We start from the raw sequence: 14,293 nt of genomic DNA on the forward strand, positions 1-14,293 counted from the left end.
GTAAAAAATCCCTCAAAATCCGGCCACGCCTGGGTGATTTCGCTTCAAGATTTGCCCATACTGATCCCTTAGAAATTTCCATACTGATCCCTTAGAAATTTCCATACTGATCCCTTAGAAATTTGTAGAAAATTGTCTATACTGAGCGCAAAGTTTTTTTCATACCGCCCAGAGATTTACAGGATAAAAGTAGTTAGTTGGGGAAAATAAAAATGCATAGCCCTAGTGAACCGCATTTAGAAAATCGAAAATTAACTGATCTTCTGAGTTGTATTACTGATAGCATCCAACGATCGCTAGATCTGCAGAGTATTCTTCAAGCTGCCGCAAATAAAGTCAGACTCTTTTTGCATTGCGATCGCGTGATGGTATACAAATTCCACCCCGATGAGAGTGGCCAGGTGATTGCTGAATCAGTTAATTTGCAGCGATTACCTTCCTTATTAGGTTTAAACTTCCCCAAAGATGATATTCCTGCTTCCTATCGTGAACTTTTTGTTCGGTCAAAGGTGCGCTCAATTGTAAATGTAGCTACGGGGAAAATTGGGCAAAGCATTTTACCCGAAATGGATATAACTCTGGATGCTGAAGAAATTGCCTACCGTCAGGTCGATCCCTGCCATCAAAAGTACTTGACGGCAATGGGGGTGCAATCTTCAGCCGTTGTACCGATCATCCATCAGAATCATTTGTGGGGGTTATTGGTAGCTCACCACGCAGAAGCGCGAGACATTCCCCTGGAAGAGCTACAGATGTTGCAAATGGTAGTGAACCAGTTTTCAGTTGCGATCGCGCAAGCTGAATTATTGTGCCGAGTCCAGGAAAAGGCACAACGGGAAGCCACTGTCAACCGGGTTGCAGACTTGTTACATTCCCTTTCGAAGCTCGAACTGCAGACGGCCCTAGAAGAAACTGTCACCGCACTCAATGGGTCAGGTGGCAGGCTTTATTTACTGCCAACTACCTTCAATGCCAAGGTTGCTGTTCCTGAAGAGAATCTGCCTCTGTCAACCGGAACCTTATATACCTGTGGCTCCCAACCCATACCCCCAGAACAAATGCAGTTTCACTGCATGGAGCAATATTCCATCTGGCAGGATCATTTCACGGCTCAGCCTGAGACTGCGTGGGTGATTCCTGACCTATATCAAGTGTCTGAGTTACGCTATCTCCAACCTGCTTTCAAATCCACCTTGATTCGTGGCATCCTGGCTGTTCCCTTGCAATATCGCGAACAACTTCTGGGCTACTTGACCGTTTTTCGTTCTGAAATTGCAGTGGAAACGCTGTGGGCGGGATGGTTCGATCCAGATGAACGGCAGGTGCAACCCCGACTGTCTTTTGAGGCCTGGAAAGAATCAAAACAGGGACAACTGCATCAATGGACTGAGGCAGATGTGGAGTTGGCACAGGCATTAGGTTATCAATTTGCCACGGCAATTCAACAGTATGCCATGCATCAGCAAACACAAGCCTTCAATACCGAATTGGAAGCACAGGTGGCAAAGCGCACGGCTGAATTGCAACTGGCTGGAGAACAACAGGCAGTTTTGCTGCGAGTCGTTACCAAGATTCGGGAATCGCTGGATCTGGAGCATATTTTCAAAACGACGGTGACAGAAGTGCAGCGATCGCTGCAGGTCGATCGCGTAATCATTTTCCGCTTCGATTCAGACTCTAATTTTGACTCTGGTCAGGTCGTTGCGGAAGAGGTTGTACCACCCTTTGTGGCTACCCTAGGTCGAGTGATCCACGATCACTGCTTCGGTGAAAAATATGCGGCTGAGTATCAACAGGGCAAAGTTTATGCCATAGCCAGCATTCATGATGCTGAACTACAGGACTGTCATCGTGAATTATTAACCAATCTGCAAGTTGTCGCTAATCTCCTTTTGCCCCTGCGGAAAGGCAATGAATTGTGGGGGTTACTGGGTGTGCATAGCTGTACAGAAGCGCGAGCCTGGAGCACCATGGACATTCAATTTGTGACTCAGATTGCTGCCCAACTGGATATAGCCCTACAGCAAGGAGAATTACTGACTCAAACTCAGCAACAAGCCATGGAATTACGGCGCATCGCTGAGCAACAGCAAATGTTGTTTGATGTGGTGGCTAAGATGCGAGAGTCCCTGGATGTAAATACACTTTTTCAAAGCGCAACCCAGGGCGCTTGTCATTTATTGGGGGCCGATCGCGTTGTCGTTTACCGCTTCAATGCCGATTGGGGCGGCCAATTTGTGAGCAATTTTGAAGCGACTAATCCTACCTGGAAAGAAAATCAAAAATCGGGTAGCAGCACCGTTTGGAATGACACCTACTTGCAAGACACTCAGGGAGGCCGCTACCGCAATCATGAGGTGCTGGTGGTGCATGATGTGAACCAGGCTGGATTTGCCGATTGCCACCTGGATATGCTGGCGCAATTTCAGATCAAGGCTCAGTTGATTGCTCCAATTTTTGTGGGCCGTACCCTGTGGGGACTGTTGGCCGCTTACCAGCATACTGCTCCCCGGCAGTGGACAGAGTCGGAAGTGAATTTTTTCACTCAGGTGGCTGGACAACTGGGGGTGGCCTATCAACAGGCTGACTTACTTGCTCAAACTCAGCACCAGGCCAAGCAATTAGCCCAGGCTCTGGATGATTTGAAACAGGCTCAAGCTCATTTGATTCAAACAGAGAAAATGTCTAGCCTGGGTCAGTTGGTGGCTGGAGTCGCCCATGAAATTAATAACCCGGTGAATTTTATTTACGGAAATCTAGCTCATGTCAGTAGCTATGCTCAAGATTTGCTGGGTTTGGTGGAGCTTTATCAGCAGCATTATCCAGATCCGGTGCAAGCCATTTGCGATCGCGCCGAAGCCATTGATCTGGAATTCCTCACTGAGGATTTGCAAAAAACCCTGTCTTCGATGAGAATAGGGGTCGATCGCATCCGACAAATTGTGCTGTCTCTCCGTAACTTCTCCCGTCTGGATCAGGCAGAAATGAAGCCTGTCGATATCCATGATGGGATTGATAGTACCCTAATGATCTTGCAACACCGACTGAAGCCAAAATCCGATCGGCCGGGGATTACGATTATTAAGGAATACGGCAATCTGCCACTGGTGGAGTGTTATGCAGGGCAACTTAACCAGGTATTTATGAATGTTTTAGGCAATGCGATCGAAGCCTTGGAGGATGCTCACAGTAATGGACACTGGGCACAAACTAACCAACCGGGGGGTACATGCGATCGCTCCCCTTCCCGCCCTGACGCTGAACTGCCCTGCAGCTCACCCACCATTCGGATTCAAACTCAGATCACGGACGATCAGCGGGTACAAATTCGATTTTCTGACAACGGGCCGGGAATACCGGAAGCCGTGAGACGGCGAATTTTTGATCCTTTCTTCACCACCAAGCCTGTGGGGAAGGGGACCGGGTTAGGGCTTTCCATCAGTTACAAAATTGTCGTAGAAAAGCATGGAGGTACTTTCAACTGTGAGTCGCAACCCGGTCAGGGGACAACCTTTTTAGTTGAAATTCCGGCAAAACAGTCCGGCAAAACAGACATTAGCGATCGCTAAGTAGGAATTCAAACAGAGGGCAGAAGGCAACATCCACTCCTAAATTTTTTTTGGAGAATGGTATTCCAAGGATAAGCTGTCTCCTGCTTCTGCCTTCTGCCTCCCCCGTTTTCTACCTTTACACCGCCACTACAGGAAGATGAGGCGTATGCACCTCCAAATCTTGCTGCCAGGGTTGACCATCCAGGGCAATTTGTTCAATCAAGCTGGCTAAACGCAAGGCTTTGAGGGCCTGTTCTCCTCCGACAGAAGGTTGATTGCCTCCCCGCACACAGGCGACAAAATGTTCTAGCTCGGCATGCAGTGGCTCGATATTGCTGGTGTAGACCTTTTCGATCAAGCCATCTTGTCGATAGAGTACCTGGCCGTAATCGGTCATGCAGTTAGCAGTCGTTTGCCGATGGATCAGGATTTCGTGATTTAGGAAGTCGGCTTCAGTCAGGGAGTTCTTGCAGTGAGCCGCAATCCGTCGAATTTTGCGGTGGGTAACTTTGCTGGAAGTCAGGGTGGCGACAATACCATTGGCAAATCCCAAGGTTGCCGTGACGTAATCGAGATAGCCGGAACCGGAAGCACGACTACCGCTGGCCGTTAATCTGACCACAGGCGCCGCAGCCAGTTCCAGCAGCAAATCAATGTCATGAATCATCAGGTCGAGGACGACTGAGACATCATTGGCCCGCTGCGAATAGGGACTCATTCGGTGAGCTTCTAAGGCCAGCAATTCTTCGGTTTTCAGCACCTTGCTCAATTCCTGGAAGGCTGGGTTAAACCGCTCAATATGGCCGACCTGGAGAATACATTGAGACTCGGCAGCGGCATTCACTAAAGATTCCGCTTCCACAATGCTGGCTGCGATTGGTTTTTCAATCAGTACATGCACTCCAGCCTGTAAACATGCCATACCAACGCTGTGGTGTATGCGGGTAGGAACGGCAACACAGACTGCATCAACGTGGGGCAACAGATCGCGGTAGTCCTCAAAGAAGCGCACCCGGTACTTGCTCGCTGTATCAATTCCTCGCTCCACATTGACATCTGAAACCCCCACCATTTCTACATCCTTTAACATACTCAGGATGCGGGCATGGTGCTGTCCCATATTGCCAACCCCAATCACACCTACACGGATGGGTTCAAATGGACTACGCAAGGGATGCGTACCCGACCCTCTGGACGATATATTATTTTGCACTCCTGTCATCTCCTCACCACCATGAAGGGCTAGTTGGTTGCAATCAGCCGCTTTAGCCATCCAGATAGTACCACAGTGGCTCAATTTATGAAGAATTCTAGAGCGATTCTGATGTTCCTTCCCGGAAAATCTTGTCAGTAGTTTTTTGCGGTTTTTAAACAGTTTGGTTTTCAGGAACAGGAATGTTAGAAAGTAGGGAATCTTCGTATCCATCGCTCAGTTCTATTTCGTGTCTGAATCGTTACGATGAGACGCTTCCTCCACTCCCCCCTTACCTCCTGCATTTTGGCCCACCCACGCACTGTAAAGGCGATCGCTACTGCCAGTGCGCTGTTTCTTCTAGGATTAGCCATCAAGCCTACCCCCAGATCCAATGCGGGCATTTTAGATACCCCAGCGACCGCTCAGAAGCAGCCTCAAGCCACTTCCTCAGCCAGGGTGCTCCAACGCCAGCAACAGGTACGCCAGATTCGGCCAGACAACTTTGACCTGGAACGGTTCCCGCTGCAAAAGACCAATCAATCTCACTGGCGGCATTTGCTCTGGACAACGGCAGTCATAGAACCACAGGAACCGTTTGTCGCCGAAGCCCTCAACAAAATTCTGGCGCAAACGGTTCGTCCCGAGCTATCGGATGCGGAAAAGGCAATTGTGGACACGGCCATGAAGGTTGGGACGCAGCTTTATCTCGGCGATCCCAACTTTTATGGCTCTATTGGCCAGCGGTTTTTAGAGACGATCGAGCAAAGTAGCAATCCCGAATGGGTGGCGGTTTCTCTATCGGGATTGGCTAAGGGAGGGATGGTTGCCACGGAACTGCAACGGATGGGCAATCAGGTTAAATCTCGTTTTCCTGGCTGGAGAACCAATATATTCTTGCAGACCACCTTGCAGGAAATTGATGATGCCACCACTCCCCAGCCGCTACCGCCGTTGCGGGATTTGTTGACTTGGACGATCGCACCGCAACAACTGCATCTGTATGTCCTCTGTCGCCCCAACCGGAGAGTCCTCTGTCGAGCCATTCTGAAAGACCGCAATGGCGAGTTTGTCAAGCAAGATGGCCAACTCTGGTCAGTCCCTTTGTTGTTGGAATCGATTCATGGCCTGGGCTGGAATTTCACCAGAGGCCAAACCCCCCAGGGCATCTATCGGATTGAGGGCACCATATCCCAACACAACGATGAATTTTTTCGGGCCTACGGTCAGTTTCCGCTGGTGAACCTGTTTGTTCCCTTTGAACCCGGAGCCAAGCAATTTATCCCTGGTCGTCCCGGAGCGTTCACCGGCAGTCTGGAAGATTATCAGGCATTGTTACCTCCATCCTGGCGCAGTTACCGTCCTATCCACCAAACCTACTGGGCGGGACGATCGGGCCGCAGTCTATTCCGTATTCATGGTTCCGGTGAATCTCCTGACTTCTTCAGCGGTAAGGATAAGAACTATCCCAACAGCTATGAGTGGAACCCAACCATCGGCTGTCTGTCGGCCCTGGAACTGTACAGCGATCAGGGCCAATTGCTGAAATCCGATATGCCGAAAATTTTGCGCACCCTGCAAACAGCGGGCGGGAAAAACTTTACAGGGTATTTGACAGTCGTCGATGTCCCTGCTGATAGTAAAGATCCCATTTCTCTGGAGACGGTTCAATCCGCGATCGCCAGTCCTCAAGCGCGATCGCTCCATGGCCCCCACCAGCAAGGGCAACGGAGAATTGTCCTGGCGGCATCAAAGGCCACTAAGAAATCGGCTACCGTGATTCGCCAGCTGACCAAACCTAACCAACTTGTGGAAGTGACTCCCCGCTCCCAACCTCAACCCATCAGACAAACGACGGAAACTCTGCAACCAATCCCGATCGCCTATTGAGAAATGATCCCTGGAAAGCCTGTTATAATCTGCGCTCACCCTCAATCCTGAAAATAGGCTTTCCCTTCTGCCTTCTGCTATTTTCTACCCAGAGTAGGAGAAAGGGTAGAGACGCGACTAATCACGTCTGTACTGGATACAGAAAGGATAATGGCAAGGTGGGATAATGAAAGCAATTAAGAAACTGCAAAGCATTCAATGATGGGGAGTTGGGACGGTAGCACGTTGGGCAAGTTAAAAAGAATCACCTTTCAGCCCTGGGTAGACCCCCTGTGGATGGTGGCCTTGGGATCAGCGGCGCTTTTGTTACTGACCGTGAATCTGGGAGGGGTACCCCTGCGAGACTGGGACGAAGGTACCGTAGCTCAGGTAGCACGGGAAATCTGGCGATCGCACACTGACCCGGCCTCTTTCCCCGCTGGCTCCCTCACCTGGCTCTATCCCACTCTGGAAGGACAACCATACCTCAACAAACCGACGCTGATCCATATCCTGATTGCTCAGTGTTTTGCGATTGGGGGTGTGAATGAATGGATGGCCCGCCTGCCAGGAGCACTATTAACCGCCCTTTCTGTTTCCCTGCTTTATGGAATTGGCCGAGAAATTTTCGTTAAGCGTACTCCTGCCGTATTCGCCGCCTTAATTTATCTGACCTGGCTGCCTGTGGTTCGGCATGGGCGGTTAGCCATGCTGGACGGTGCCCTGGTGTGTTTTTTTCTCTTCAGTCTCTGGTGTTTATTGCGGGCACGGCGAGATTTGCGCTGGGGGCTGGGCGTTGGCATTGGGTTTGGGCTAATGGCGCTGACGAAGGGACCGATCGCCTTATTGCTGATTGGCCTTGGCTTTGGCTTCATCGTCTGGGATACGCCCCGGTTGTTGACCTGCCGCTATCTCTGGTGTGGGATGGGGTTAGGGAGTGCGCCTGCGATCGCCTGGTACTGGGCACAGTGGGCACGCTACGGCCCCTCTTTTTTGGGAATCAATCTGGTAGACCAATCCTTCAGTCGGCTCTGGAAGCCCGTCGAGGGAAATCAAGGAGCTGTCTGGTATTACCTCTGGGAAATTCTGAAATATACCTTGCCCTGGCTTATATTTTTGCCGCAGGGGTTCTGGCTGGCCTGGAAAAACCGAGAGTTAGGCTGGGCCAAACTGGTACTGCTGTGGTCAGCGGTCTATCTGCTCGTCATTTCCTTGATGCAAACCAAACTTCCCTGGTACATCATGCCGCTCTATCCAGTGTTGGCGTTGGTGACCGGCGCAATGCTGGCAACTATCTGGAACCCTAAAGATGTCATTGGCATTCGTCCCATTGCTCAAGGGAAATTTCCGCGATCGTGGATCATGGCGCTGGGTGGATTGGCAATGGTGGGCTGGATCCTGTGCCTTGTTTTCAGTCCTGTGGGGCCATTCCCACAACCGATATTAGACATTATTGTGACCGCGATCGCAGTTACCCTGACCGTGACGACGATGCTGGTCATCCGCCAGGATTCCCAATTCATTCTGGTGCTGATCTGGGGATGTTATGTGTCACTACTGTTGTTGATGGTGTCTCCCTACTGGTTATGGGAACTTCAGGAAAGCTACCCGGTAAAGCCTGTAGCGGCCCTGATTCAGCAAAACACTCCTCCCGGAGCAGTGGTACTTACTTCCTATCCGGATGGACGGCCCTCGCTGAATTTCTATAGCGATCGGCAGGTTACCCCGATCGCAGAAAAGCAAATTCCGGATCGTTGGTCACAAAAACCTTATCCCTATCTACTAACAGATCAGGCCACACTGAAACGACTCGCTTTACCCTCCGTTCAGGTTTTAGGGATGGCAGAAGACTGGTTGCTGGTTAATCGGGCGCAAACACTGAAAGTAGCTGAACAATGAGCGAACAGAGTCAGTTGAAGACTTTCTGTTCAAGGTCTCCAGTTTGATTTGGGCCTATACCTGCGAACGGCTGTTGGCTAACTAGCAACTCACGCTAATACAGGCTGAAATGGTCGCTAAAACGGACTGAGCCAATGCATTCAGGTCATAACCGCCTTCTAAACCAAACAGAATTTGGTGAGTGATTTGTAAGCAATAGGTTGTGAGCGTTCCATAGTCTTGAGGCTGTAAGGAAATGCCTGCTAAAGGATCGTCTGAATTAGCATCATAGCCTGCGCTGATAATTAGTAAATCGGGCTGAAAGTTAGTCAGAAAGGGAATGATTTGCTGCTCAAAAGCGGCTTTGTAAATCGCGATCGTACTCCCCGATTTGATGGGTACATTCAGCACATTCTGGTAAAAGCCCTGTTCGGATGCGGCTCCGGTACCAGGGTATTGGGGGAATTCATGCAATGAACAATAGGCAATGTTGGGGTGAGTTTCGACGATCGCCTGTGTCCCATTCCCGTGATGCACATCCCAGTCCAGAATGGCGACTTGCTTGACGTTCGGTTGCTTCAAGGCGTAGAAGGCAGCGATCGCCGCATTGGAGAACAAACAAAAGCCCATGCCCCGATCCCGAACGGCATGATGGCCGGGTGGACGGGCCAGGACAAACGCAGGCTCTCTCGTGTTCAGGACGTAATCAACTCCATCCAACCAGGCACTAACGGCCAGTAATGCAACTTCATAGCTGCGCGGGGAAACGGGAGTATCCGCATCCAGATAGCCACCACCGCGATTCGCAATTTGCCGAACGACATCAATGTAGTGAGGCGAATGAACCTGTTCAATCTCGGCTAGTACGGACCGCTTTTCTACGGGAGTTGGTTTGTGCCAACTCAGGAGATCAGCCCAGGGACACGCTAACAAAGCATTTCTGATTGCTGTTAACCGTTCGGGACGCTCAGGATGAAAATACCCGGTTTCGTGCAGCAAAAACTCATCCGAATAAATGACTGGCAACATAGGCGACAGCAAGGTGGCGTATTCCTCAATCCTATTACCCAGGGAACCCCAAAAACCGCCTTACTCTGGAAGTAAGAAGATTTTGGGTTTTGGATTTTGGATTTTGGATTGCGAAACGCAGGGTAGGTTACTGATGCTCCGGGTTTATCGTCGCTTTACTGGTGTTCCCCCGGTACTGGCTGGTTGGCTGCTTTCTGGTGTTTGGATGCCTGCAGCGATCGCTCAGCCCCCGGTACCTACCCCTCAGATGCGTGTTTACTTTACGCCCTCCTATGCATTGCAACGGCTTTCGCGCGACTTTAACTCCCCGACGAATGCTGATGATTTTTTCAGAGTCGGGCGAGAACAATTTGAACAAGAAATTCAACGTTTGGCAGATCCGCGATCGCGTCTGACAGAAGGTATTCTGAAGGTCAGTCCCATCCTTAGGTTGTCCCAGGACTCTTTCCTACCTGAAGAGCCAAATAAAATAGATCGTGCTATTGATAACCCAGTAAACTAAGGCTCCAATATATGAGTGGGCACGTTTAGGCAATGACGGGAGAACTCTGCCTCATAATGAAATTGCCGTTAATCTGGCAGTGGCGCTTAACAATTTACGCTTAACAATTTACTAAGATACCAGGGGTGTTGGCTACTAGTGTCAGATGCAAAAGTAGGAACTTCAAATAATGGGCCGTTTTTCTATCCCGATGGCTCAGTATAAGATGATTGGGTCATGACGATTGCCGGAGTTGTTGTCGGATTTGCTCCAGTTCGGGGTCGGTTTCAGGCATTGTTGGGCTGGCTGGAAGTTGGCCCGACTGAGTGCTTCCTGGCAATTCTTGATGGGATTTCATGGCGGCCAGTTCTGATTCAATGTCATCGGCTTTACCCAGTTGCTCAAACCGCCGCTCTAGATCATCAACACCCAGTTCTGCAACCGCTTCTGCCTGGGCTTCCATTTGCAGTACCTTCTCTTCCATCCGCTCGAAAGCGGCCATAGCGCTACCTGTACCGACTTGCCCTAACATATCATTAATCTGCTGAGAAGCCTTGGCGGAACGAGCACGGGCAATATACAAATCTTTTTTTGTCTTTGCCTCAGATATCTTGCTTTCTAACTTCACCATATTCTGTTTCAGTTGGCTCACTACAACGTCTTGCTGATCCAACTGAGTTTTCATCGTGTTGGCTGTTTCCTGGTAGGACTTGCGACGAGTTAAGGCTTCCCGCGCCAGGGTTTCATCTCCTTTCTCCAGGGCCATTTGTGCCCGCCTGTACCACTCATCCGCTGTCAAAATTGCTTGAGAATACTGTCGTTCAGTGCGTTTTTGAGTTGCGATCGCCTGAGCCACAGCCTGCCGCAGTTGAATCAATTCTTCCTGCATATCCAGCACCGCCTGCTCCAGAATCTTTTCTGGATCTTCAGCCTGACTGACCAGACTATTCAGGTTGGCTCGAATCGCTCGCCAGATTCGGTCAAACAATCCCATAGCGATCTCCAGAAAATGACGTAGGGTAGTTTTTGGAAGAGTCAAAAAGAACTCTTCTAAATACTACCCTACCTTTCTAATTCAGAGCTTACTCCTCAGGGCTTGTATACTTCGGCTGGGATGCCTTGTTGACGTAATTCTTCAGCACGCTTTTGGGCCGTCGATTCATTGTCATAAGCCCCAAGCTGGACTTTAGCTCCATCAGAATAGTTCTGTAAATAGGCATCGGGAACCTGTTCACGGGCTTTTTCCAGAGCACGATCGCTGCTGTACGGGGTCACGACTTTATATCTATAAGGAGCAGCCGCTGCAGGTGAAGAACTGACCGCAGGAGAGGGACTGGGAGCATAACTATTGCTTGGAGTGGGAGAGATTGATCTGTCCAGAGTGGGATCAGGATTGAGTTTCAGCGCTGGAAGAGAAGGTGTAGGTGGGGCAGATTTGGAGGTTTGAGGAGTGCTGGCAGGTTTTCCAGAGGCTGCAGGTTTGGGAGTAGAGCCATGGGGGCGAACCGGTTTGGCTGCAGGAGCAGAATAGGAGCGGGCAGAAGGGGCGGGATTGTAGGGTTGCACTGGAGGGGCGGGAGCACGGTAGATCGATGCAGGGGAGGGATTGTAGCCTGTGGTAGGAGCCAGCCGACGGGGGGAGGGAACCTCAACAGGTGGAGCCGCAGACTCTGGAGTGGATGAAGGGGCTTGAGGAGCAGCAGGTACGGCAGGCTTAACAGGGCGGGGTTGAGTCGCAGTTGTTAGAGTGGACTTACCAGAAATGCCCAGGTTGGCTTTCTTAGCATCTTCGCCGGGAGCGATCGCTGGCTTTCCAGGAAGTTTTCCAGGTTTAGGGGTGGAAGTGCGATCGACCGGAAGCGATGCCAGCGTAGACAGATTCAAATCTGGAAATTCCTGGTTCGCCAGGTTCGGCTGAGGCACATCGGAGGAATTCAGAGCCTCTGCAGGAGCCGTAGAACTGGGATTTGCAGGGGTCAGTGAATTGGTTGCCACTTCAGGCTTTTGCTGACTAAACCAGTGAGTCATGCTGGAGGGGTTCATAATCACAAACCCAAACATGGCACTGGAAACCAGCAGCAGCAGCATCGAGCCAATTCCCAGAGGAGTAGATAAGCTCTTCAAAAAGCTTTCTTCTGCTTGAACGCTGGCTTCTTCCTCCGCCAAACTTCTGAGCAATTCTTCAGATGATTCCAGATAGTCATTGGGGCCATCGGTAGCAGCAGCTAATTCAGCTTCCTGATGAATCTGGGCTGCATAGCGTTTCGCCAGCTCCTGTAATTCCCAATGGGATTGAGAGTCTGCAGGGTTGGTTGATGTGACTTCCACGGATGCTGCTTCAACTTCCGTCCTGGTTGCGGTTCCTGCCTCTGGAGACTGGGAAGGGATAGGAGAATGGTTTGTCACTGGAGCGATCGCAGGTGATGGTTGCACGCTCGCCGTTCCTTTAGAAGTAGTCTGACGAGGGCTATACCCGGATTTACCCAGTACTCTCAGCCGTCGATAGCGAGTTAACTCTTCCTCTAATTGCACATCCAGGCTACCCAGAGCATCCTTGAGCACGGGATGTAAACTGTCAGACTGAGGGGCTTGAGGGGAAGAATAGAGGGTGGAAGATGGATGCATAACTAGAACTCCTAACCAACTTCTTGCTTGAAGTACCTGGGTCTATCTAGTCTTCTAAAAAGAATCTTCTAAACATAGAGGAAGCAACACATAGAATGAGGTATATCACGCTAAATATAGTTTAATTTGCCAAAACATTAGCGAAATCCCGTACAGTATTTCCAATTTGTTCTGGTTTGAGTAGATGTAGAGCCAAAGTTATACACTTCTTTACGCATTAATGAATTAGTTTTTTCGGTTAAATCCCCTCTAACACCATGTCTCTGCAACCTTTGAACCGAGTTTTAGGCAATTTGGAAGGACAATACAAGCGACAGGATGCCCATCGTTTAGCACAGGTGCAGGGGTGCTGGGGTGAGGTCGTGGGCAGTGTTGTGGCGGCCCAGACACGGCCTTACAACATACAGCGAGGAATTTTAAAGGTGGCTACTTCGAGTGCTGCCTGGGCACAAAATCTGGTTTTTGAACGTCAGCGAATTTTAGAAAAGTTAAATACAGCACTGCCTTTTTCCATTAAAGACATCCGGTTTTCGACAGCCCAATGGCATGAAGTAGCGTCTTTGGCTTCCTTTCCAGGGGATGAGCAGCAAACGGCACTCTGGCGGGAGCATCCCAGTCGGCTACTCAGATCGTCCAACAGCCAGGAAAGTCAGCGATCGCACCATCCGGAATCACACGACTCCCCGATGGATCCAGTAATGGCCTTTCAAACCTGGGCGGCTAGGATGCGATCGCGGTCAAAAGACCTGCCTTTGTGTCCACACTGCCACTGTCCTACACCGCCAGGAGAACTCGCCCGTTGGCAGCGGTGTGCAGTCTGTGCAGCAAAACATTGGTAGTAAAAATTGATGGGAATACGGAGTGATTCGTTCTTTACAGATATTTACTCAGAACTGCTCAGATTTGCTTAAAGACTCACCGAGTAGTTTTTGTTTATTGATCCAAATCTAAAAGAAAGTACGGATATCAGAGCAAAAATTGGGCAGTTAAAATCGCTGGAAAATCAGCATTTTTGAAAGAGCAGATCTGCCACCCTTTCTTAATCCCACCTCAGGTATAGATTGGCCGTAGGTGATAATTTCAGCTTACTTTCAAGGAAACTTCCTATCTGTTTTCAAGAATCTGAAGACAATCTAAAACTCGAATTTTAACAATGATCCCCACAAAGTTAAGCGGGGCTGTGGCTCTAGGAATTAGTGTGACAAAGTGACTCAAATGCTCTTGTCTGACAATGGAGATCAGTAGTCTTCCTCCTTTTAAGAGAAACATCTATGAATCATACTTCTTCTTCCACCTTTCTCTGTCGTCACTGTCGGTACTACACTCCTCAGGGCCGACGTGGGGGACACTGTAATAAATTAAACGTGGGTGTAAAAAGTCAATGGGAGGCGTGCAATTTGGTTGCTTCACCCTTTGTTTCTACCTGGAAAGATTTTGGCGATATGATGCTCTGGCCACAAAAAGTACTGGAACTGCAAGAAGCGATCATGGCTCATACAGATGAGGCGACTACGGAAGAACTAACCGAAATAGCCCAGTCAGTTCCAGTGATTGTAGTGGGATCGTAGTGAGCTTTACAGAAAAGCTGGGTGGCCAGTCACCATGCTTGAGGCATGAGAAAAATTTTAAGTTTTAAGTTGAACTCCTAACTTAAAACTTAAAACTTCC

The 14,293-nt window shown here is 49.7% G+C and carries 10 protein-coding genes; 6 read left to right on the forward strand and 4 right to left on the reverse strand.

From position 1 onward, the window contains the following. The first annotated feature begins 212 nt into the window (after nt 1–212). Entirely contained in the window at nt 213–3,569 is a 3,357-nt protein-coding gene (locus ACUVQO_RS03590; protein ID WP_445924525.1) for a GAF domain-containing sensor histidine kinase, read from the forward strand. A gap of 118 nt (nt 3,570–3,687) precedes the next feature. Here ACUVQO_RS03590 and ACUVQO_RS03595 read toward each other — a convergent pair whose 3' ends face one another. Further along, on the reverse strand, nt 3,688–4,824 hold the full coding sequence (locus ACUVQO_RS03595; protein WP_445924526.1) for a Gfo/Idh/MocA family oxidoreductase: 1,137 nt from the start codon (nt 4,822–4,824) through the stop codon (nt 3,688–3,690). Nucleotides 4,825–5,010: 186 nt separating this feature from the next. Here ACUVQO_RS03595 and ACUVQO_RS03600 point away from each other — a divergent pair, with 186 nt between their 5' ends. After that, nucleotides 5,011–6,633 carry a hypothetical protein gene (locus ACUVQO_RS03600; RefSeq protein ID WP_445924527.1) on the forward strand — a complete coding sequence of 541 codons (1,623 nt, stop codon included), beginning with the start codon at nt 5,011–5,013 and terminating at the stop codon, nt 6,631–6,633. Between the two features lie 225 nt (nt 6,634–6,858). Next, complete coding sequence (locus tag ACUVQO_RS03605) at nt 6,859–8,511, forward strand: ArnT family glycosyltransferase (RefSeq protein ID WP_445924528.1); 1,653 nt, start codon at nt 6,859–6,861, stop codon at nt 8,509–8,511. An 81-nt stretch (nt 8,512–8,592) separates the two neighbouring features. Here the strand turns inward: ACUVQO_RS03605 and ACUVQO_RS03610 are convergent, their stop codons facing one another. After that, entirely contained in the window at nt 8,593–9,519 is a 927-nt protein-coding gene (locus tag ACUVQO_RS03610) for a histone deacetylase family protein (protein ID WP_445924529.1), read from the reverse strand. Nucleotides 9,520–9,652: 133 nt separating this feature from the next. Here ACUVQO_RS03610 and ACUVQO_RS03615 point away from each other — a divergent pair, with 133 nt between their 5' ends. Beyond that, nucleotides 9,653–10,021, forward strand: a complete 369-nt coding sequence (locus ACUVQO_RS03615; RefSeq protein ID WP_445924530.1) for a hypothetical protein — start codon at nt 9,653–9,655, stop codon at nt 10,019–10,021. Nucleotides 10,022–10,235: 214 nt separating this feature from the next. On the opposite strand, the gene ACUVQO_RS03620 is transcribed toward ACUVQO_RS03615, so the two are convergent. Continuing rightward, nucleotides 10,236–10,994, reverse strand: coding sequence for a PspA/IM30 family protein (locus ACUVQO_RS03620; RefSeq protein WP_445924531.1), 759 nt, complete (start codon nt 10,992–10,994; stop codon nt 10,236–10,238). Nucleotides 10,995–11,089: 95 nt separating this feature from the next. Continuing rightward, entirely contained in the window at nt 11,090–12,625 is a 1,536-nt protein-coding gene (locus tag ACUVQO_RS03625) for an SPOR domain-containing protein (RefSeq protein ID WP_445924532.1), read from the reverse strand. Between the two features lie 257 nt (nt 12,626–12,882). Here ACUVQO_RS03625 and ACUVQO_RS03630 point away from each other — a divergent pair, with 257 nt between their 5' ends. Then, complete coding sequence (locus ACUVQO_RS03630; protein ID WP_445924533.1) at nt 12,883–13,464, forward strand: DUF721 domain-containing protein; 582 nt, start codon at nt 12,883–12,885, stop codon at nt 13,462–13,464. A 432-nt stretch (nt 13,465–13,896) separates the two neighbouring features. Continuing rightward, the gene (locus ACUVQO_RS03635) at nt 13,897–14,193 is read left to right on the forward strand and encodes a hypothetical protein (protein WP_445924534.1); all 297 of its coding nucleotides are present in this window, start codon (nt 13,897–13,899) and stop codon (nt 14,191–14,193) included. Nucleotides 14,194–14,293 lie beyond the last annotated feature (100 nt).

Source organism: Leptodesmis sp. (assembly GCF_052746595.1).

Bases quoted from the DNA above. Each gene is read 5' to 3' on its own strand.
- ACUVQO_RS03590 (WP_445924525.1), top strand. From the start codon at position 213: ATGCATAGCCCTAGTGAACCGCATTTAGAAAATCGAAAATTAACTGAT.
- ACUVQO_RS03620 (WP_445924531.1), bottom strand. From the start codon at position 10,994: ATGGGATTGTTTGACCGAATCTGGCGAGCGATTCGAGCCAACCTGAAT.
- ACUVQO_RS03610 (WP_445924529.1), bottom strand. From the start codon at position 9,519: ATGTTGCCAGTCATTTATTCGGATGAGTTTTTGCTGCACGAAACCGGG.
- ACUVQO_RS03595 (WP_445924526.1), bottom strand. From the start codon at position 4,824: ATGGCTAAAGCGGCTGATTGCAACCAACTAGCCCTTCATGGTGGTGAG.
- ACUVQO_RS03635 (WP_445924534.1), top strand. From the start codon at position 13,897: ATGAATCATACTTCTTCTTCCACCTTTCTCTGTCGTCACTGTCGGTAC.
- ACUVQO_RS03630 (WP_445924533.1), top strand. From the start codon at position 12,883: ATGTCTCTGCAACCTTTGAACCGAGTTTTAGGCAATTTGGAAGGACAA.
- ACUVQO_RS03625 (WP_445924532.1), bottom strand. From the start codon at position 12,625: ATGCATCCATCTTCCACCCTCTATTCTTCCCCTCAAGCCCCTCAGTCT.
- ACUVQO_RS03600 (WP_445924527.1), top strand. From the start codon at position 5,011: ATGAGACGCTTCCTCCACTCCCCCCTTACCTCCTGCATTTTGGCCCAC.
- ACUVQO_RS03615 (WP_445924530.1), top strand. From the start codon at position 9,653: ATGCTCCGGGTTTATCGTCGCTTTACTGGTGTTCCCCCGGTACTGGCT.